Below are 20583 nucleotides of genomic sequence, written 5' to 3'. Positions count from 1 at the left end.
ACTGCTGTATGCCATTACAGCTTGCCCGGCAATCTTATACTTCCAGCACCCACCCTAAACTGGGCGTAAAAAGCAAGCACAAGAAGCTTCATCGATATGCCCTTTAACGGATTTTTAGGCCCGTCCTCGCATTGAACAGTACCGACTAGGATACTGCGCCACATTATTTTTATTATAACATATTTTTTGATAAATTCAACTTAAAAAAATAATTTTATGATTTTGAAAGCTCCCAGCATATTATTCCTGCCGCAACGGAAGCGTTTAATGATTCTGATTTTCCGCTCATTGGAATATATAAAGTCTTTGAAACTTCTTTTACCTTATCTGAAATCCCGTTGCTTTCGTTTCCTATTGTTATAACAACATTTTTTGAAAAGGTAAGATTGTTCAAAGAAACTGCATGTGAGTCTAAATCAGCACAGTAAATGTCGAAGCCTTTACACCTGAGAGCATCAAGTGCATAAGAGAGATTTTCGGCTAAATAGTAATTACATCTGAAAAAGCTTCCCATACTGCCTCTTATTGTTTTGGCTGAGAATAAATCGGTACAGCCTGCGCCTAAAATAATACCGTCTATTGAAAAAGCATCGACACTTCTCAATACCGCACCTAAATTTCCGGGGTCAGACATAGCATCTAATGCAATATATCTGCCCTCTTTTATATTATCAACAGTTTTTAAAGACTTTATTTTTGCAACTGTAAGAACTCCTTGAGGAGTTTGCGACTGTGTTATTTTATCAAAAAGATTAGGCGGAATTATATATACATCAATTTTATTTTTGTCAAAAATTTCTGCAAGAGATTGGTCTTTGTATGAAGAGCTTATAAAGATAAATTGTATATCGGCATTGTTGTTAAGAGCTTCAATAGAGAGCTTATCTCCTTCAAAACAGAAAAGACCGTATTCCTCACGCTTTTGTCTTGATTTAAGAGCTACGGCTAATTTTATTTTAACATTGTCTTTAGATGTTATTTGTGTAACCAAAGCAATATCAATTCCTATCTTTTATTGAATATATTTTTCAATCAGTTCAACACTTTTTGAAATATCTTTATTTTTAATCTTCTTGGGTAATGAATAGTACATTTTACAGCTTTCGGTGTTGCAGGCAGCAAAAATAATACTGTCGTTAGGAGTATAAAAGTTTTCGCAACAGAAATTGTATATTTCGGGCTCGGGATAAGGGGAGAGAATACAAACAACCTGACCGCAGGATACATAACGGCTGTGCTGGTCAGTACAGTTAAGAATGGAATTTTTTAAATCGTTTTCTGTGTTGATTAAATCGTGAAATGCTTTTATACCGCTTAAAAAAACAACAATTTGACCTTCTGTACCTGAATGAGTTTTTGTATTTTTATAAAAACAGGTAGCTGTGAGCATAGTTTCTCCGTCTTCATAAAGGTCGACATTTTTTTCAAATCCGTCTTGCAAAAACCTTTTTTCACAATTTTCAAAAAAATTGTTATCTTCAATATCTTTAACAGCTTTAACAGCATTTTCGGAAAGAAGATAAAAATTATATTTTTTGATTTTTTTAAGGATATAAAGAACAACAAAAATCCATATAACAATATATATAGTTATAAAAATAGATATTAAAGCGGGGGAGATATAATTACTGAGATAAAAAAAGCATAAAAAACCAAAAACAGGCAAAACAGTAAAAAAATACAGTATAGCTTTTTTAAATTTCAGATTATTCATATTTACACTTCCTTAAACTTTAAACATTCCAAAAAGTCCCAATATAAGTACAACTATTGCAAAAATTATACGGTAATAAGCAAAAACCTTCATAGGCTTTTTCTTTAAATAGTCTATAAATCCTTTTACACAAATCAAGGCAACGATAAAGGAAACCAAAAAGCCTACTACGAGAGATAAAATTTCTATAGCGCTTAAGGAAAAAAGACCGCCTGTTTCACCTATTTTCAAAACAGACATTCCAAGCATGACAGGGATAGCAAGAAAGAAAGAAAACTCTGCTGAAGCCACTGTGGAAAGACCTGCAACCCAACCGCCCATTATAGTAGAGGCAGAACGGGACATTCCGGGGAAAATAGAAAGACATTGAAAAGCGCCTATTATAAGAGCTTGCTTAGGAGTTATAATAGAAAAAGGCTTACCGCCGCCTCTTTTTGTTGCAAAAAATGCTTCTGCAAAATAAAGTAAAACAGCACCTATAATTAAGAATATACATACGGATATGTAATTGGGTTCAAGAAATCTTCCTATTAAAATTTCTGCAAAGAAACCGGGTACACAGGCAAGGGCAATCATAAGCCAAAAATAAAAACCTGATTTTTTAAAATTATCTTTTTGAGGAACAAGGGTTTTTAAGGTTCTTAGAATTTTATTTCTGAAAAGAACGACAACTGCCAAAATAGCACCTAATTGAATAACATAAGTATACATATCAATATAGTTTTCGGTAGAAGAGGTAAAGCCTAAAAGGTTTTGAAAAACTATAAGATGTCCAGTTGATGAAATGGGTAAAAATTCTGAAAGACCTTCAACTATTCCTAAAATAAAAGATTTTATTATAAATAAAAAACCGTCCATAATTACCAACCTTTTGTTTTAATTGTTTTACCGCTTAAGGTTATTATAATACCTTGCATATTATTAGCTTCTAAAAATTCAATAGCTTTTTGAGAACCGTATAAAAGACATATTGTAGAATAAGCATCGCAAAGCTCGGAGGAGTCTCCGATTACAGTAACTCCTGAAATATCGCTTTCGCAAGGATATCCTGTTTTAGGGTCAAGAATATGGTGATATGTTTTTGAATTATATTCAAAGTATCTTTCGTATATACCCGAGGTTACTATGCTTTTATCTTTAAGATAAAGCTTTTCGTTTAAAAGACCGCCGTTTTTCTGAGAAGGGTCTTTAATAGCAACGGTAAAATCGTCATTGTTTTTATCTCCTACCAAAACAACGTTTCCGCCTAAATTGATAATAGCACTTTTTACATTGTTTTCAATAAGGTATTCTTTTACCTTGTCACCGATATAACCTTTGGCAACACCGCCCAAATCGATGGTAACCTCGTTTTTTAAAGCGGCTTTATTGTTTTCTAAAACTATATTTTCACAGCCTATATTTTTAATTGCCTGTTTAATAGACTCAGCATCGGGAGGTGTGTTTTTGTTTCCTGTAAAATCCCAAAGAGAAGTAGCATTTCCTAAGGTTATGTCAAAAAGTCCTTCAGAAAGCTTATAATATTCTATACAGCGCTTGAGAAGCTCATATGTTTCGGAAGAGATTTCTACAAAGCTTCCGTTAGCGTGATTTAATTTATAAATATCACTAACTTCTATATTCTTGCTTAAAAGCCGTTCGTATTTATCTATAATTTCAAAAGCTCCGTCAAGAATTTTTTCATCCGTATAAGAATAAACAGTAATTTGACATAATGTGTTTAGCTTATAGCTTTCCCTTGAAATAGAAACAGGGGAGCAGGAGGATAAAAAAACAACACAAAAAAATATTAAAAAAAACTTTTTCACTCTACCACTCCGATAAAAATTATGCTATAATAATTACATATTACCATATTATTAAATAAAAAGCAAATTTTTTACAAATACGGCATATTGAGGTGATAACGTGAGGTTAATAAAAAAATCGGATATTGTGCTTATTTTTTCTCTTTTGTTTGTAGGAATGTTGCTTTTTTCGTTAAATGTTTTTAATAAAAATGAAGGTCAAGAGGTTACAATTACTGTGGAAGGCGAGCTTTTTGGCGTTTATCCCATAGACAAAGATAAAGAAATAGTAATAGAGAAAAACGGACATAAAAATATAATTGAAATATCAAATAATGCCGTATCAATGGCTTTTTCTGACTGTGAAACCAAACAGTGCGTTGAAATGGGCAAAGTGTCAACAGGCGGGGTTCCTATTATCTGCGCTCATAATAAGGTTTGTGTGATTATAACGTCAAAAAGTGATACAACAGTATATTGATGAAAGGAATAGAAAATGACGGATATAAAGAAAAAATGTAAAAAATTAGCTCTTATTTCGGTTATAACGGCACTCTGTATGATAATTTCATACGTTGAATTTTTATTTCCTTTTTCTTTTGCTGTTCCGGGAATTAAATTGGGGCTTTCAAATATAGTTGTTTTATTTAGTCTTGTATGCTTAGGAAAAAAAGAAGCTTTTGTTATTCTTTTTTTGAAAATTGCCCTTAATTCTTTGCTTTTTACGGGAATTTCAAGCTTTTTGTTTTCTTTTATGGGCGGAGTTTTAAGCTTTTTGATAATGGTAATTTTACATAAGCTTAGATTTTTCTCCGTAATAGGAATAAGTGCCGCAGGCGGAGTTTTCCATAATATAGGACAGCTTGTTGCTGCCAGCATTGTTACTAAAAGTTTAGCTGTTTTCTATTATTTTCCCGTGCTCTTGATTGTAGGCACAATAACAGGAACATTAACAGGCTTTATATGTTCTTTGCTTATTAAAAAAATAAATATTTTTGTAAAATAACCTTTTGACAAAAAAGCGCAACCTCTGAATGAGATTGCACTTTTGAAAGGGTTATTTTTTCTTTACTCTTTTTATTTTTTTATTGAGTCTGTATTCGATAGTTTTAATCTGATGCTCAGGCTTAATAAGACATTCAGGGCGGTTTCCAATTAAGTCGGTACAGTTTGCCATCTTTAAAGCTTTTAATACAAGCTGTCTGTTCTGAGGCTTATTGTATTGTAACAGAGCACGTTGAATAGCCTTTTCTTCAGATGTTTTTGCAATATATACAGGCTTTAAAGTTTTGGGGTTAAGCTCTGTGTAATACATACAAGTAGAAACTGTTCCGGGTGTGGGATAAAAATCCTGTACCTGTTCGGGAATATGGTTAATGCTTTTTAGATACTTTGCAAGCTTTACAGCATCTTTTAAAGTACATCCGGGATGAGATGACATAAAATAGGGAACAAGATACTGCTTTTTATTAAGCTCTTTATTTATTTTGAAATAAGTGTCGTAAAACTCCTTGTAATATTTAAAAATCGGTTTTCCCATATTGACAAGAACATCGTCGGAGCAATGCTCGGGAGCAACCTTCAATTGTCCGCTTATATGGTTTTTAACAAGTGCTTTAAAGAAACTTTTATCCTTGTCAAGCATTAGATAATCATATCTTATACCGGAACGTATAAAAACCTTTTTAACCTTGTCGAGATGTCTTATTTCATTAAGAATATCAAGAAATTCGTCATGGTTTACTTCGAGATTAGGACAAGGATTGGGTGCAAGACAGCTTTTGTTTTTGCATAGACCGTATTGCTCCTGCTTTTTACAGGATGGATGTCTGAAATTAGCAGTAGGACCGCCTACATCGTGTATATATCCTGCGAAATCCGGAAAAGATGTGAGAAGTTTTGCTTCATCTATAATAGATTTTTTGCTTCGTGAAACTACGTATCTTCCTTGATGAAAAGCTAAAGAACAAAAATTACAGCCGCCGAAACAACCTCTGTTTTGAATTATCGAAAATCGCACTTCTTTTATAGAGTCAACACCGCCGAGAGCTTCATACATCGGATGATATGTCCTTGTATAAGGAAGAGAATATACCAAATCAAAAAGCTCTTGTGTTATAGGTAAGGCAGGAGGATTTTGGAGCAAATATTTGACTGCGTAATTTTCTGCAAGCGGCTTTCCGTTTATATGGTCTTGGTTTTCATATTGTATTTTGCAAGATATAGCGTATTTGCGTTTATCGTTTTTAACCTCATTGAAAGAAGGTAGGAAAACTGTATTTTGAGGAAGTTCTTCCTTTTTAACTAAAACACAAGTGCCTCTTATATCTGTCATTTGAGATATTTTTTCGTTGTTGTTAAGGCGCTGTGCTATTTCACGTGTCTGATTTTCTCCCATACCGTAAGATATCATATCGGCTTTACTGTCAATCAATATGGATTTCATAACGCTGTCGCTCCAATAATCGTAATGAGCAAAACGGCGCAAAGAAGCTTCAAGTCCGCCTATTATAAGAGGAATTTGGGGAAAAATACGTTTTATAGCATTGGAATAAACAATAACAGCTCTGTCAGGTCGTTTTCCCATTATTCCGCCTGCAGTATAAGCATCGGTGCTTCTTTTCTTTTTGGCAACGGTATAATGAGCTACCATACTGTCAATATTTCCGCCTGAAACCATAAAAGCAAGTCTCGGAGTACCTAACTTTTTATAGTCTTCATCATTTTGAGGCTGTGCAATAATTCCCACAGTAAATCCTAAATACTCAAGATAACGTGCAATTATAGCAACTCCAAAAGATGGATGGTCTACATATGAGTCACCTGTTATAAGAATAAAATCTAAAATATCAATACCGATAAGTTTTAAATCCTCTTTGCTTACAGGCAAAAATCCGTTAATGTTTTTCAAATTATTTCAATCCTTAAAAAGTAATAAAATAATGATATCATATTTTTAATATAAATGCAATTAAAAAGCAGATGATAAAAAAATCATCTGCCAAAAGTTGTTAAAATATTGTTTCTATTATTTTTTCTGAGTTTTTAGGAGAATATTGCCAACGGTCAATATGTCCGCTTTGGATAAAATATTTAAAGGGTGAGGTTTTAATTTCACTGTCAAAAGCATCTATGATAGATAGTTTTATTTTCATTCGTTCCGGTAATATGTTTTTTATATATACAGCCGCACTTTGACCGATATGTAAATTCTCTTTATATTCCGCAAGGCCTGCAAGATTTGGTGTAAGCTCAACAAAAATACCGTAATCTTCTATTGAACGTATTATACCTGCAACAGTCTGTCCCGGAGTAAAAGCGCAAGCGTTTTCTTCCCAAGTGCCTAAAAGCTCTTTGTGAGTAAGATTTACTCTTTTTATGCGATAGTCTATGTCTTTTATTATTGCTTTTATGTTTTGTCCCACATAAAATCTGTCAGACGGATGTGAAATTCTTGAAACAGATATATTGTCTATACTTATAAGAGAAACAATTCCGCAGCCTATATCGGCAAAACAACCAAAAGGCTCAAGATGGGTTATTTTAGCATTTATTATATCACCGTAATTTGCATTGTCCAATATATTGTTTAAAGCCTCAGTCTGAGCGGCTTTTCGGGATAGTATTGCTACATAGCTGTCATCGGGCTGCTTTATAATGTCAAAGACTTTAAAACAAACAGGTTTATTAACTCTTGTTATTATTGCAATATCTCTGACCGTGCCGTCGTCTATCCCTATTGCCGCATCGTCTCTTGGGATAATTCCTTTAACAGCACCCAAATCAACAATAAGATTATGCCCGCTGTCACATACAGTTGCACGTGCTTCCAATATTTTTTCGCTTAACCTTGCTTTTTCTAAGCCTTGAATGCTTGAAATTAAATCCATATTTTCTTCCGATGTAATCAAATTTCCTTCTGGCATATATTTATTTATCATAATTTTCTCCAATCCGCCTTTTTGGCAAATTAATGTCTAAAAAAATATATGCAATTTTTTTCATAAATATAATTGCTCTTGTAAGAAAAAAATGATATAATAGATATAAAGCGTTTAAAGGGGCGTATTATATGAACGTAAAAGTAGGGGATATTGTTGAAATGAAAAAGCCCCATCCTTGCGGAAATAAAAGATTTGAGGTTAAAAGAACAGGTCTTGACTATAAACTTAAATGTTGTAGTTGCGGAAGAGAAATAATGGCTCCCAGAATAAAAATTGAAAAACAAATAAAGTCGGTTTGCACCGATTAATAAAAACCGGAAAGGTGAAATATTTTGCTTAACAAATTAAAAAACATTGAGGACAGATTTATTGAAATTGAAAACAAGCTTTCAGACAGTGATGTAGTATCGGACCTTGAAGTGTATACAAAGCTTATGAAAGAGTTTAAGAGTCTTTCTCCTATTGTAGAAAAATATCGTGAATACGTTTCCGCTATTAACGCTATCGAGGAAGCTCAGAGTATGCTCGCAGGAAATACCGACAAAGAACTCAAAGAGCTTTGTGAAGAAGAAATAAAGCTCTCAAAGGAAACTGTAGAAGCTTGCGAAGGAGAGCTGAAAATTCTCCTCCTCCCCAAAGACCCTAATGACGATAAGAACGTTATTGTGGAAATTCGCGGAGGCGCAGGCGGAGAAGAGGCTTCTCTTTTTGCAAACTCTCTTTACAGAATGTATACAATGTATGCAGAGCGAAGCGGATTTAAAAGTGAAATTTTAAGTGCTAACACTACTGAGCTTGGAGGCTTCAAAGAAATTTCTTTTATGATTGAGGGTGACGGTGCATATAGCCGTTTAAAATTCGAGAGCGGAGTGCATAGAGTACAGAGAGTTCCTGAAACCGAGAGTCAGGGAAGAATACATACCTCTACCGTTACCGTAGCTGTTTTGCCTGAGGTTGAGGAGGTTGAGTTTGATATTAACCCTGCAGACCTTCAGATTGATACCTTCCGTGCAAGCGGTGCAGGCGGTCAGCACATCAATAAAACAGAAAGTGCTATAAGAATTACTCATATACCTACAGGAACAATTGTTGAATGTCAGGACGAAAGAAGCCAGCATAAAAACAAAGATAAAGCTATGAAAATTTTACGCTCAAGAATTTATGAAAGTATGATGGCAGAGCAAACAGAAAAAATTGCAAGTGAGCGTAAAAGTCAAGTAGGAACAGGCGACAGAAGTGAAAGAATAAGAACTTATAACTATCCTCAGGGCAGAGTTACTGACCATAGAATAGGATTAACTTTATATAAGCTTGAAGCTTTTCTTAACGGCGACCTTGACGAAATGATAGATGCTTTAATTACAACAGACAGAGCTCAAAGACTTCAAAGCGGAGACACTGAATAGTTCTATTGGTATCTTCCCTGGAATAATCTTTAATGATTACTTAAATCGTTAAAGAAGAGGGAGTAAACGTGGAGCATATTTTGAAAGTCGCTGTTACTGCGATGCTTTCGGGATTTTTAGGTATAGGCTTAGGTGCATTATTAGGAATTGCATTTAAAAATATAAGCAACAGAAGCTTTGCTTTTGTGTTGGAAATATCAGCAGGACTTATGCTTTCCCTCGTATGCTTTTCACTTATACCCGATGCTTTGAATTTTTCAAATATATACATAGTTTTTGCAGGCTTGTTCCTGGGAATTGCATTTGTAGCTTTTTTGCAGGAAAAGGTTTACATAGATTTAATTAAAAGAAAAAACACAGGATATTTTACAACTGGGATTTTGACATTTGTTACTCTTTCTGTATATAATTTTTCAGAAGGCTTTGCTATAGGCACAGGTCTTGATATTTCAAGAAGCTTTGCTATTTCTCTTTTGTTAATTATTTTGACACATGATATTCCCGAAGGAGTAGCAATAAGCCTTCCCTTAAGGAAAAGCGGAGTGAAAACGCTGATAATTGGTATTATTACCATTGTAACAGGTGTTTTTGTTGGTTTAGGTGCTTTTATTGGTGCCTATTTAGGATATATTTCAAATGACTTTATGGCTCTTTTTCTTTCTGTTGTCGGAGGTATGATGCTGTATATATCACTTGGAGATATAATTCCTCAATCGAAAAAAATTCATAAGGGAAGATTTGCGACTTTTGGAAACTGTTTAGGTTTTTTAACCGGTATAGTCGTTTCCTTAGTGCTTTAAATAATAGTAAAAACGGTGATTTGTTTGGAAATTAAAACAAAAATATTAAAAATAAATCCTCAAGCTCCCGAGCCTGAGCTTATTGAACAGGCAGCTCAGCTACTCAGAGAAGACGGAATTGTTACTATCCCTACCGAAACAGTTTACGGTCTTGCCGGTAATGCTCTTAATAAACAGGCAGCAGAAAAAATATATAAGGCAAAGGGACGTCCTTCAGACAATCCTTTGATTGTTCATATAGCAGATAAAGAAGATGTTTTTAAATATGCAAAAGACGTACCTGAAAAGGCTTTGAAGCTTTTTGAAGCTTTTTCTCCCGGACCTTTGACCGTTGTTTTAAAGAAAAAAGATATTATTCCCGACAGTGTTTCGGGAAAACTTGATACAGTTGCTTTGAGAATACCAAATAATAATATTACTTTATCACTTATCCGTGCTTGTGGTTTTCCTCTTGCGGCACCTTCGGCAAATATTTCAGGAAGCCCGAGCCCTACTGATTTTGAACATACGTATAAGGACTTGTACGGAAAAGTAAACGGACTTATTGACGGCGGAAAGTGTGATGTTGGTGTAGAATCAACGATAATAAGCTTAGCAGGAGATAAAGCTGAGCTTTTAAGACCGGGCGGAATAACTGTTGAACAGCTTGAAAGCGTTGTTGGAAGCGTTGAAATAGATGAATGTATTTTAAATAAAATGCATGAGGATTTTACTCCGAAGGCCCCGGGTATGAAATATAAACACTATGCTCCCAAGGCACGTGTTACAATTGTAAAGGGAAATAACTTTACAGAATATATCAATCAAAACAGCACCGAAAAAACGGGTGTTCTTTGTTTTGATGGTGAAAAAAAGCTTTTTAAAGCAAAAAATGTGCTTGAATACGGAAATGCTGGAGATAGCAACACACAGGCACAAAATTTATTCAGATGCTTAAGAGCTTTTGATGAAATGGAAGTAGACGAAATCTTTGCGAGATGTCCTCAGCCAAAGGGCGTAGGATTAGCTGTATATAACAGGCTTATTAAGGCGGCAGCATATAACGTTGTTGATGCCGATAGCAAGAAAATGTTTATAATAGGCATTACAGGCGGTTCCGGCTGCGGAAAAAGTACAGTGGGCGAAATCTTCAAAAGCAAAGGATTTTGCTATATTGATACAGATAAAACTGCAAAAGAAATAACACAAATTGGACAACCAGCACTTGCTGAAATTAAAGCTTGTTTCGGAGATGTTTTTTTTGAAAATGGTGAATTGGATAGAAAAGCTCTTGCTAAGATAGTCTTTTCTGACAATGAACGATTGAAGCAATTAAATAAAATAACCCATAAATATATAACAGAAAAAGTAATTAACACGCTTGAGGAATGTAAAAACTCAGGTGTTAAGGGCGCAGTTATTGACGGTGCGGCTTTAATAGAAAGCAAAATCAACGAGCTGTGTGATTGCTGTATTTTTGTAACCGCATCAGTTGAGTCGAGACTTAAGAGAATTGTTGAACGGGACGGCTTGACTTTACAGGAAGCACAAAGACGTATTGGCGGGCAGAAAAGCGATGATTTCTATAAAAATGCCTGTGATTTTACAATTGTTAACGATAGCGGAACAGAAGGCTTGGTTGAAAGTGTTGATAAGATTTTAAAGGAGCTGAAGCTTTGACAAAGAAAAGAAAAAGAGCTATTTGTATTGTTGTATTTTTAGCTTTATTATTTTTAATCTTATTCTCAGCTTTTTTTATAGCACCAAAAATTCTTTTTCCTTTAAAATACAAGGAGTTTGTTGAAAAATATTCTCAACAGCACGAGCTTGAGCCGGCGCTTGTGTTTGCGGTTATTAAAGCGGAAAGCGGCTATAATAAAGATGCAAAATCTCATAAAAACGCATATGGTCTTATGCAGATAACAGATAATACGTTAATATGGCTGCAATATTTAATAAAGACCGAAGAAATGCAGGATATGACAGTTGAAGATTTATACGACCCCGAAACAAATATAAAGCTCGGAACATATTTATTAAAATATAATTTAAATAAGTATTCTGATATCAAAACTTCGCTTTGTGCATACAATGCGGGAATTGCACGAATAGACGGATGGCTTTTGGATTCAAGATATTCTCAAGACGGAAAGGTAATAACAAAAGCCGCATATAAAGAAACAGAAAAATACAGCGAAAAAGTAATGATGTATATGAAAATATATAAAGCACTTTACTACAGTGAATAAAAGGAGAAAAACAAATGGAAACAAAAACACAGACACAGCTTTTAAAAGAAAAATTGTTTTATACAAAAGAATTAGCTTATGATAAGATGTCAGATGCAGAAATTAAAGAAGCTTTTGATTTTTGCGAAGAGTATAAAAACTTTCTTGATAAAGGTAAAACAGAAAGATGCGCTCTCAATTATATTGAATCAAGAGCGCAAAAAGCAGGCTTTAAAGCTTTTGAATACAAAAAAAGCTATAAAGCAGGAGATAAAATTTTTATAAATAAAAAAGGTAAAACAGCAGCTCTTATCGTTATAGGAAAAGAGCCTCTTGAAAACGGTTTAAGTATTGCGGCGGCACATATTGACAGTCCTCGTCTTGATTTGAAGCCAAATCCTGTATACGAGGATTTAAACCTATGTCTTTTTAAAACACATTATTACGGCGGCATTAAAAAATATCAATGGACTGCTATTCCTCTTGAATTGAGAGGAGTTATTTGTAAGGCAGACGGAACAAAGGTTGAAATTTCAATAGGTAATGCTGAAAATGACCCTGTATTTACAGTTACGGATTTACTTCCTCATCTTGCTAAAAATCAAATGGAGAAAACCTTGGAAAAGGGAATAGAGGGAGAAGCTCTTAATATTTTAGTTGGTAGCGTTCCTTTTAAGGATGATAAAGAATCACAAAGAGTTAAGCTTGCAATACTTAATATTCTTTATGAAAAATACGGTATAGTAGAAAAAGATTTTATTTGTGCTGAGCTTGAGGCTGTACCTGCGTTTAATGCAAGAGATATAGGCTTTGACAGAGGTCTTATCGGCGCTTACGGCCACGATGACAGAGTTTGTGCATATCCTGAGCTTTGCGCGATAGAAGAAATAGGAATACCTGAGAAGACCTGTATTGCTGTTTTTGCCGATAAAGAGGAAATAGGAAGCAGCGGAAACACAGGACTCAACACAGATTTAGTTAAAAATATAATAATTGACTTGTGTACAGCACAGGGAGAAAATTATATTCCTTGTCTTAATAATTCAAAATGTTTATCTGCAGATGTTAATTGCGCAATCGACCCTAATTATCAGGAAGTAAACGAAAAAAATAATGCTTCTATGTTAGGCTACGGAGCTTGTATTACAAAATATACAGGTGCAAGAGGAAAGAGCGATACAAATGATGCTCACGCAGAATTGGTTAATTATTTTGTAAGACTTTTTGATAAAAATAATGTAGTATGGCAAACAGGTGAATTAGGTAAAGTAGACCAAGGTGGCGGCGGTACAGTAGCACAATATATTGCAAAAATAGGAGTAGACGTTGTTGACTTAGGTGTTCCTGTCCTATCAATGCATTCACCTTTTGAAGTTGTTTCTAAGGTTGACGTTTATATGACATATAAAGCAGTAAAAGCCTTTTTTAATGACAAATAATATTTAAAATTATCGGGCGGTTAAAATCCGCCCGATAAACTAATGCTTAATATTTTTAAAATAAACCGCATATAAAAGCAAAAAGCACCATAATTATTATTTCATCGTCTGCATTATCTGTCATAAGAAGAATCAAGATAGCTAAAAGTAAAAAATCTTCTTTGTCGAAATTTTTAAATAACGATGAAAATTTTCCCGAAATACCGATTTTGCCACTGCTTTTTTCGACGCTTTCACAAGGCGGATTTTCAGGAATCGGAAGCGTAGCATTTCTGGACATTTCACGAGCTTTTTTTACAGCCTCCTGTCTCATTTTGAAAAGCTCTCCATCACTCTCTACACCATTATACATAAGCTGTTTATTCTCCGTTTCTTAGTGATTTGTTATTTATTTTTCTTGTTTTTTAAACAAATCTGTATCCTTTAAAAATGCAGTTGCATATTTTCCTAATTTAAACATTTGTAAAGCGGTATCCATTTTTGCAGCACGTTTTTGGCTTAAATACGGTTTAATAGAGTTCATAAGTTTAATGTTTTTATCATTTTCGGGATTGGTCTGACTTAAAACTGAGCCGATTTTTAGTAAAATTTGAGGGTCTATTGATGAAAAAATAGATTGTTCATTATTTGGTTGAGCTTGTTTATCAACGATTGGCTCACTTGCATCATTTTGAAATGACGTTTCTGTATTTGTATCAGACGATAGGCTTTCGGCTATAAGTTTTATTTTTTCAAAGCTTTCGGGATTGCTTAACAGCTCTGAAATTTTTGACGAGAAATCATCCATAATAAAATAAGCCTTTCCGCTCACGCTTTTTAAAAACAATTATCTTACCGTGAGCCGAATAAGACATTGATATAAAATGAAAACAACTTACTTATTGTCTTTTATAATTCCTTGAAAAATGTTTTTACCTTTTTCACTGTTTAAAATCATTTTTAAAAGAGCGGGGTTATCAAAAAGCTGTTTGATTTTATTTAAATCATTTTCGGATAGCTTCGAAAGAAGCTGTTGTAGAGCTTGCTCATCTTTCAAAAGTGAGCTGATTCCTGAGGAATTACCTCCGAAAGCTTTTTCTATTTCTTTGATGCTGTTGCCGTTCTTCTCTTTGATTTCCTTTATAAATTTTGCTGTGAAATCTTCGTTTGCCATTGTTATTCCTCCTAATTAAGCATATGTTGTTCATAAACATTATATTCACATTTAAAAAAAGAGTGATAGATACATATGAATATTCTTGTAATTTCAGATACTCACGGAGAAACACAAGACGCTGTGGAAATTATAAAAAAGCATAATCCCGATATTGTTTTTCATTTGGGAGATTTAGTAAGCGATGCTCAAAAAATAAGAGAAGCTTTTGATAAAGAATATTTTTATTTCGTAAGTGGAAACAACGATTATTTTCAAGCACTTAACGAGCAAAATGTAGAATTTGAAGGTAAAAGAATATTTGCTTGCCACGGACATCATTACGGTGTAAAAAACGGTCTTTCGTATTTATATAATGCGGCAAAAGAGAGGAAAGCAGATATTGTTCTTTTTGGGCATACACATATGCCTCTTGTTACTTATATGGGGAATATTTTAGTTGTTAATCCCGGTTGCCTGAACAGAAGATATTCTAAAAAAGGGACTTATTCAATTGTAACAGTCCAGAAAGATAAAATAAACGCACAGATTTTCTTGATTTAATAGCGTTAAACTATTTAAAAATACTAAAAAATATATTTTTTCATTTAACCTATTGAAAAAAAGTGAAAATTTTTATAAAATTATATATTGATGAAAGGATGATATAATTGAAAAAAGTAGCGATTATAATCGGAAGCGACAGTGATTTTCCTGTTGTAAAAAAAGGTTTGAAAATTTTAAAGGAATTTAATATTGATTTTACAATAAGAGTAATGTCAGCACACAGAACTCCCGTTCAGGCTGCAGAATTTGCCGAAAATGCAGAGAAAGAGGGATATGGTGTTATTATAGCAGCTGCAGGAAAGGCTGCACATTTAGCAGGTGTTATTGCAGGACATTCAGTTCTTCCTGTTATCGGAATACCTATTAAATCTTCAACTATGGACGGACTTGATTCTCTTTTGTCTACTGTGCAAATGCCTAAAGGTATTCCCGTAGCTACAGTAGCAATTGACGGTGCCGAAAATGCGGCTTTGCTTGCAATTCAGATGTTATCTTTATCTGAACCCTCACTTGTTAAAAAATTATATGAATATAAAGAAAATATGGTTAATGAAGTTATGGCAAAGGATAAACAGCTTCAAGAATCTTTAGATATATAAATTACAGAAAGGTTGATTAAATATGAATAACAGTATGTCAGAAAGCTATAAGGCAGCAGGTGTTGACGTAACTGCAGGTTATAAAGCTGTTGAGCTTATGAAATCACATATTGCTAAAACAAAGGTAGAAGGAGTTATGTCTTCAATAGGCGGTTTTGGCGGTTTATTTATGCCTAATATTACAAATATGAAGCAACCTGTACTTGTTTCAGGAACTGACGGAGTTGGAACAAAGCTTAAAATTGCTTTTTTAATGGATAAACATGACACTGTTGGTCAAGACTGTGTTGCTATGTGTGTAAATGATATAGTTTGCTCAGGTGCTGCTCCTATTTTTTTCCTTGATTACATAGCCGTAGGTAAAAACTATCCTGAAAAAGTAGCAAATATTGTTAAAGGCGTTGCAGACGGATGTGTTGATGCTGGCTGTGCTCTTATAGGCGGAGAAACAGCCGAAATGCCCGGTTTTTATCCTATTGACGAGTATGATTTAGCCGGTTTTTCTGTTGGTATCGTTGACAAGGATAATATAATTGACGGTTCAAAAATAAAAGAGGGCGATGCTATTATCGGTATTGCTTCCTCCGGTGTTCATTCAAACGGTTTTTCACTTGTTAGAAAAGCTCTTGTAATAAGTGAAAAAAATATAAATATGCATATTGACGATTTAGGAAAAACATTAGGCGAAGAATTATTAACACCTACAAAAATTTATGTTAAGCCTTTGCTTGAAATAATCAACAAAACAGAGGTACACGCTATTTCTCATATTACAGGCGGCGGTTTTTATGAAAACATTCCGAGAATGCTGACAGACGGTTTCAGAGCAGTTGTTAACAAGAATAGCTTTGAAGTACCTGCTATATTCAAGCTAATTGAATCAACAGGCAACATTCCCGAAAGAGATATGTATAATACCTTTAATATGGGTATAGGTATTGCTGCTTGTGTAAGTGCAGATAAAGCTGATGAAGCAGTCAGAATACTTAATGCTATGGGACAAAAGGCTTATATTATCGGTGAAGTTAAAAAAGGCGAAAAAGGAATAGATATTATTTAGGAGTGAAACTGCAATGAAAGTTGCTGTTCTTGTATCAGGCGGAGGAACAAATCTTCAAGCAATTATTGATGCGAAAAATTCAGGTAAAATAAGAAATTGTGAGCTTGTGGGTGTAATAGCAAGTAATGAAAATGCGTATGCGCTTGAGCGTGCAAAAAAAGCTTCTATACCGGGTTTTGTTGTTTCAAGAAAAGCTTATGACAGTATAGAGGATTTTAACAGCGCATTAGCTGACAAGCTGACCGAGCTTTCAGCAGAGCTTGTGGTGCTTGCAGGCTTTATGTCTGTATTGACTGAGCAACTTATTAAAAAATTTCCTAAAATAATAAATGTGCATCCTGCTTTAATTCCGTCTTTTTGCGGAAAAGGCTTTTACGGACTTCACGTTCACGAAGCAGCGCTTAAATACGGTGTTAAGGTTACGGGAGCAACTGTTCATTATGTGAACGAGGTTGTAGATGGGGGAGAGATTATTCTTCAAAAGGCGGTAGATGTACTTGAGAATGATACTCCTGAGATTTTGCAAAAACGTGTTATGGAACAGGCTGAATGGATTATTCTACCTAAAGCTGTTGATATGATTTGTAACGGTTAAAATTTTCTTTAAGAAAGGATTTTTTGAAATGATAAATTTATATGATGACATTAGCAAAAACTCTTATTTGGGCAGAGGAATAGTAATGGGTAAAAGCAAGGACGGAGAACATGGAGTTATTGCCTATTTTATTATGGGAAGAAGCGTAAACAGCAGAAACAGAATTTTTGTTGAGTGCGACGGCGGATTAAAAACAGAAGCTTTTGATGAAAGTAAGCTGTCTGACCCGTCTTTGATTATTTATTCTCCTGTAAGAGTTCTTGAAGATTATCAGATTGTTACAAATGGTGACCAGACAGATACTATTTATGAATTTATTTCTGAGGCTAAAAGCTTTGAAAATGCTTTAAGAACAAGAACCTTTGAGCCCGATGCTCCTAATTTTACACCCAGAATTTCTGGAATAATGAACTGTAAGGGTGAGTTTTTCTACAAACTCTCAATATTAAAAAGCGCAGATGGCGATGAAAGCTCTGTAAGAAGATATTTCTACGAATACGAAAAGCCCATAGCAGGACAGGGTCATTTTATACATACTTATAAGTGCGACGGTGAGCCTATTCCTTCCTTCTGCGGTGAGCCTAAAACTGTTGAAATTTCTGACGATATTGATACATTCACAAAAAATATCTGGGAAAACTTAAATAAAGATAATAAAGTTTCTTTATTTACCCGTTATATAAATTTAAAAACCGGAAAACAGGAAACAAGAATAATAAATAAAAATCAATAATAACTATTGAAAGGTATGAATGTATTATGAAAGAATTAGAATTAAAATATGGCTGTAACCCCAATCAGAAGCCTTCAAGAGTGTACAACGAAAACGGAGACCTTCCTTTTGAGGTTTTAAACGGAAAACCCGGCTATATCAATCTGCTTGATGCTTTTAACAGCTGGCAGTTAGTTTGTGAGCTTAAAGCTGCTTTTAATCTTCCTGCAGCTGCATCCTTCAAGCATGTAAGCCCTGCAGGCGCTGCAGTAGGTCTTCCTTTGTCTGATATCCTTAAAAAGATATATTTTGTTGATGATGTTGAGCTATCTCCTTTAGCGTGTGCTTATGCACGTGCAAGAGGTGCTGACAGAATGTCATCTTTTGGTGATTTTATAGCACTTTCCGACACTTGTGACGTGCCTACAGCTAAAATTATAGCACGTGAGGTTTCTGACGGAATTATTGCTCCCGATTATGAGCCCGAAGCTTTAGAGATTTTAATGGGTAAGAAAAAGGGCAATTACAATATTCTTAAAATGGATGTAAATTATAAGCCTGCTCCTATTGAGAAAAAACAGTGCTTTGGAATTACCTTTGAACAGGGAAGAAACGAGCTTAAAATTGATAATGAGCTTTTAAGCAATGTAGTTACAGATAATAAAAATATTCCTGACAGTGCAAAAATGGATATGATAATTGCGCTTATAACTCTTAAATATACACAGTCAAATTCAGTTTGCTACGCAAAAGACGGTCAGGCTATAGGAATCGGTGCAGGACAGCAGTCAAGAATCCATTGCACAAGATTGGCAGGCAACAAGGCAGATGTGTGGTATTTAAGACAGCATCCGAAGGTTATAGGACTTGAATTCAAAGAGGGAATTTCAAGACCTGAAAGAGATAATACAATAGACGTATATATTTCAGATGAGTATATGGACGTGCTTCAAGACGGTGTATGGCAGAACTTATTTGCTGTAAAGCCCTCCCCCTTAACAGCCGCAGAACGTGAAGTTTGGCTTACTACACAAAAGGGCGTAGCTTTAGGCTCTGATGCTTTCTTCCCCTTTGGTGATAACGTTGAAAGAGCTTGCAAGAGCGGTGTAGAATATATTGCACAGCCCGGCGGTTCAATTCGTGATGACAATGTTATAGAAGCTTGCAATAAGCATAATGTTGCAATGGCATTTACAGGAATTCGTTTATTCCATCATTAATCTTTATTAAAGGAAGACATAGTATATGAAAATATTGGTTGTAGGCGGCGGCGGCCGTGAACATACTATTGTGTGGAAGCTCTCTCAGAGTAAAAGCGTTGATGAAATAATTTGCGCTCCCGGAAACGGAGGCATCTCAAAGCTTGCTAAATGTGTAAACATTAAAGCTACCGATATCGAAGGAATAGTTAATCTTGCAAAAGCTGAAAAGGTCGATATGGTTGTAGTTGCTCCCGATGACCCTTTGGTTATGGGAATGGTAAATGCGCTTGAAAAAGAGGGAATATGTGCATTTGGTCCCCGTGCTGAAGCGGCTATTATTGAAGGAAGCAAAGCTTTTTCAAAAGAGCTTATGAAAAAATACAATATTCCTACTGCGAAATATGAGTGCTTTGAGGATAAGGAAGCGGCTATTGAATATGTTAAAAAACAAGGAGCTCCTATTGTTGTTAAAGCTTCGGGATTAGCATTGGGAAAAGGTGTTATTGTTGCTCAGACAGAAGAAGAAGCGATTGATGCTGTCAATGATATAATGGGTGAAAAGGTATTCGGAGATGCAGGAAATACTGTTGTAATTGAGGAATGTCTTTTTGGACCTGAGGTTTCTGTGCTTGCTTTTACCGATGGAAAAACACTTTATCCTATGGTATCAGCACAGGACCATAAAAGAGCATATGACAATGATGAAGGCCTTAATACAGGCGGTATGGGAACATTTTCTCCCAGCAGAATTTTTAACGATGAGCTTTTAAAACGCTGTACAGAAGAAATATTTATGCCTACTATGAATGCTTTAAACGCAGAAAACAGAGTATTTAAAGGCGTAATTTATTTTGGACTTATGATAACCAAAGACGGACCTAAGGTTATTGAATACAATGCTCGTTTTGGCGACCCTGAAACCCAGGTTGTTCTTCCTCGTCTAAAAACAGATTTATTTGAAATATTTAAAGCTATAACAGACGAAAGACTTGGAGAAATAAACGTTGAATGGTATGACAATGCCGCTGTTTGCGTTGTAATGGCAAGCGGTGGATATCCCGGAAAATATACTACGGGCTATGAGATAACAGGACTTGATAGCTTACCTGAGGATATAACGGTATTTCATGCAGGAACAAAGCTTGAAAATGATAAGTTTCTTACAAGCGGAGGACGTGTAATAGGCATTACCGCAACAGGCAAAGACCTTGATGAAGCTATTAAAAAAGCATATGACGGAGTAAAAATGGTATCTTTTGAAAATGCTCATTACAGAAAAGATATCGGCATTAAAAAATATAATATATGAAAGGGAACAGACAACACAAGATAGGTAGCTCTATTTTGTGTTGGTTTCTGTTTTTGGGATAAATATGGAGCAAATGAGGCTTTCGAGATATCTGTCGCAAAACAGTGTGT

At 34.8% G+C, this 20583-nt stretch carries 24 protein-coding genes; 15 read left to right on the top strand and 9 right to left on the bottom strand.

The window, feature by feature from the left end; genetic code table 11:
- Nucleotides 1–214 precede the first annotated feature (214 nt).
- From E7480_06635 to E7480_06620, 4 genes are read right to left on the bottom strand one after another with little or no spacing between them, the layout of a single operon-like run.
- Nucleotides 215–991: an RNA methyltransferase gene (locus tag E7480_06635; protein ID MBE6904268.1), complete on the bottom strand. Its 777-nt coding sequence runs from the start codon at nucleotides 989–991 to the stop codon at nucleotides 215–217.
- A gap of 21 nt (nucleotides 992–1012) precedes the next feature.
- Nucleotides 1013–1714 (bottom strand): hypothetical protein, encoded by a 702-nt coding sequence (locus tag E7480_06630; GenBank protein ID MBE6904267.1) that lies wholly within the window; start codon nucleotides 1712–1714, stop codon nucleotides 1013–1015.
- Nucleotides 1715–1726: 12 nt separating this feature from the next.
- Nucleotides 1727–2572, bottom strand: a complete 846-nt coding sequence (locus E7480_06625; GenBank protein MBE6904266.1) for an undecaprenyl-diphosphate phosphatase — start codon at nucleotides 2570–2572, stop codon at nucleotides 1727–1729.
- A gap of 2 nt (nucleotides 2573–2574) precedes the next feature.
- Nucleotides 2575–3522, bottom strand: a complete 948-nt coding sequence (locus E7480_06620) for an FAD:protein FMN transferase (protein MBE6904265.1) — start codon at nucleotides 3520–3522, stop codon at nucleotides 2575–2577.
- A 100-nt stretch (nucleotides 3523–3622) separates the two neighbouring features.
- Here E7480_06620 and E7480_06615 point away from each other — a divergent pair, with 100 nt between their 5' ends.
- Nucleotides 3623–3982, top strand: a complete 360-nt coding sequence (locus E7480_06615; protein MBE6904264.1) for a NusG domain II-containing protein — start codon at nucleotides 3623–3625, stop codon at nucleotides 3980–3982.
- 15 nt (nucleotides 3983–3997) lie between these two features.
- Nucleotides 3998–4507, top strand: a complete 510-nt coding sequence (locus E7480_06610; protein ID MBE6904263.1) for a Gx transporter family protein — start codon at nucleotides 3998–4000, stop codon at nucleotides 4505–4507.
- 51 nt (nucleotides 4508–4558) lie between these two features.
- Here the strand turns inward: E7480_06610 and E7480_06605 are convergent, their stop codons facing one another.
- Together E7480_06605 and E7480_06600 are read right to left on the bottom strand one after the other, a co-directional pair.
- Nucleotides 4559–6403, bottom strand: a complete 1845-nt coding sequence (locus E7480_06605; protein ID MBE6904262.1) for a YgiQ family radical SAM protein — start codon at nucleotides 6401–6403, stop codon at nucleotides 4559–4561.
- 109 nt (nucleotides 6404–6512) lie between these two features.
- Complete coding sequence (locus E7480_06600) at nucleotides 6513–7439, bottom strand: S1 RNA-binding domain-containing protein (GenBank protein MBE6904261.1); 927 nt, start codon at nucleotides 7437–7439, stop codon at nucleotides 6513–6515.
- Between the two features lie 134 nt (nucleotides 7440–7573).
- Here E7480_06600 and E7480_06595 point away from each other — a divergent pair, with 134 nt between their 5' ends.
- The 6 genes from E7480_06595 to E7480_06570 all read left to right on the top strand — a co-directional run bounded on the left by E7480_06595 (nucleotide 7574) and on the right by E7480_06570 (nucleotide 13297).
- Nucleotides 7574–7753 carry a DUF951 domain-containing protein gene (locus E7480_06595; protein ID MBE6904260.1) on the top strand — a complete coding sequence of 60 codons (180 nt, stop codon included), beginning with the start codon at nucleotides 7574–7576 and terminating at the stop codon, nucleotides 7751–7753.
- A 24-nt stretch (nucleotides 7754–7777) separates the two neighbouring features.
- Nucleotides 7778–8851, top strand: coding sequence for a peptide chain release factor 1 (gene prfA, locus E7480_06590; protein MBE6904259.1), 1074 nt, complete (start codon nucleotides 7778–7780; stop codon nucleotides 8849–8851).
- A gap of 68 nt (nucleotides 8852–8919) precedes the next feature.
- Nucleotides 8920–9651: a ZIP family metal transporter gene (locus E7480_06585; protein ID MBE6904258.1), complete on the top strand. Its 732-nt coding sequence runs from the start codon at nucleotides 8920–8922 to the stop codon at nucleotides 9649–9651.
- Nucleotides 9652–9675: 24 nt separating this feature from the next.
- Nucleotides 9676–11310 carry a threonylcarbamoyl-AMP synthase gene (locus E7480_06580; GenBank protein MBE6904257.1) on the top strand — a complete coding sequence of 545 codons (1635 nt, stop codon included), beginning with the start codon at nucleotides 9676–9678 and terminating at the stop codon, nucleotides 11308–11310.
- Nucleotides 11307–11879 carry a lytic transglycosylase domain-containing protein gene (locus E7480_06575; GenBank protein ID MBE6904256.1) on the top strand — a complete coding sequence of 191 codons (573 nt, stop codon included), beginning with the start codon at nucleotides 11307–11309 and terminating at the stop codon, nucleotides 11877–11879. The genes E7480_06580 and E7480_06575 overlap by 4 nt, the downstream gene beginning before the upstream one ends.
- Nucleotides 11880–11893: 14 nt before the next feature.
- Nucleotides 11894–13297, top strand: coding sequence for an aminopeptidase (locus E7480_06570; GenBank protein ID MBE6904255.1), 1404 nt, complete (start codon nucleotides 11894–11896; stop codon nucleotides 13295–13297).
- Between the two features lie 55 nt (nucleotides 13298–13352).
- On the opposite strand, the gene E7480_06565 is transcribed toward E7480_06570, so the two are convergent.
- From E7480_06565 to E7480_06555, 3 genes are all read right to left on the bottom strand, one after another.
- Nucleotides 13353–13649, bottom strand: coding sequence for a hypothetical protein (locus E7480_06565; protein ID MBE6904254.1), 297 nt, complete (start codon nucleotides 13647–13649; stop codon nucleotides 13353–13355).
- A 36-nt stretch (nucleotides 13650–13685) separates the two neighbouring features.
- Nucleotides 13686–14084: a hypothetical protein gene (locus E7480_06560; GenBank protein MBE6904253.1), complete on the bottom strand. Its 399-nt coding sequence runs from the start codon at nucleotides 14082–14084 to the stop codon at nucleotides 13686–13688.
- An 87-nt stretch (nucleotides 14085–14171) separates the two neighbouring features.
- A complete protein-coding gene (locus E7480_06555) occupies nucleotides 14172–14450 on the bottom strand; it encodes a hypothetical protein (GenBank protein MBE6904252.1) in 279 nt (92 codons plus the stop codon).
- 75 nt (nucleotides 14451–14525) lie between these two features.
- On the opposite strand from E7480_06555, the gene E7480_06550 reads away from it, so the two are divergent.
- From E7480_06550 to purD, 7 genes are all read left to right on the top strand, one after another.
- Nucleotides 14526–14993 carry a metallophosphoesterase gene (locus E7480_06550; protein ID MBE6904251.1) on the top strand — a complete coding sequence of 156 codons (468 nt, stop codon included), beginning with the start codon at nucleotides 14526–14528 and terminating at the stop codon, nucleotides 14991–14993.
- Between the two features lie 107 nt (nucleotides 14994–15100).
- The gene (gene purE, locus E7480_06545; protein ID MBE6904250.1) at nucleotides 15101–15595 is read left to right on the top strand and encodes a 5-(carboxyamino)imidazole ribonucleotide mutase; all 495 of its coding nucleotides are present in this window, start codon (nucleotides 15101–15103) and stop codon (nucleotides 15593–15595) included.
- Between the two features lie 22 nt (nucleotides 15596–15617).
- Nucleotides 15618–16655: a phosphoribosylformylglycinamidine cyclo-ligase gene (locus E7480_06540; GenBank protein MBE6904249.1), complete on the top strand. Its 1038-nt coding sequence runs from the start codon at nucleotides 15618–15620 to the stop codon at nucleotides 16653–16655.
- A gap of 13 nt (nucleotides 16656–16668) precedes the next feature.
- Nucleotides 16669–17250 (top strand): phosphoribosylglycinamide formyltransferase, encoded by a 582-nt coding sequence (locus E7480_06535; protein MBE6904248.1) that lies wholly within the window; start codon nucleotides 16669–16671, stop codon nucleotides 17248–17250.
- 28 nt (nucleotides 17251–17278) lie between these two features.
- Nucleotides 17279–17983 carry an inosine monophosphate cyclohydrolase gene (locus tag E7480_06530; protein MBE6904247.1) on the top strand — a complete coding sequence of 235 codons (705 nt, stop codon included), beginning with the start codon at nucleotides 17279–17281 and terminating at the stop codon, nucleotides 17981–17983.
- A 23-nt stretch (nucleotides 17984–18006) separates the two neighbouring features.
- On the top strand, nucleotides 18007–19182 hold the full coding sequence (locus E7480_06525) for a phosphoribosylaminoimidazolecarboxamide formyltransferase (GenBank protein ID MBE6904246.1): 1176 nt from the start codon (nucleotides 18007–18009) through the stop codon (nucleotides 19180–19182).
- 25 nt (nucleotides 19183–19207) lie between these two features.
- Nucleotides 19208–20473, top strand: a complete 1266-nt coding sequence (gene purD, locus E7480_06520) for a phosphoribosylamine--glycine ligase (GenBank protein MBE6904245.1) — start codon at nucleotides 19208–19210, stop codon at nucleotides 20471–20473.
- Nucleotides 20474–20583: the final 110 nt, after the last annotated feature.

The sequence above is a fragment of the Oscillospiraceae bacterium genome (assembly GCA_015067255.1).
Lineage (GTDB): Bacteria > Bacillota > Clostridia > Oscillospirales > SIG519 > SIG519.
This window is presented reverse-complemented; position numbering and strand designations above follow the sequence as displayed.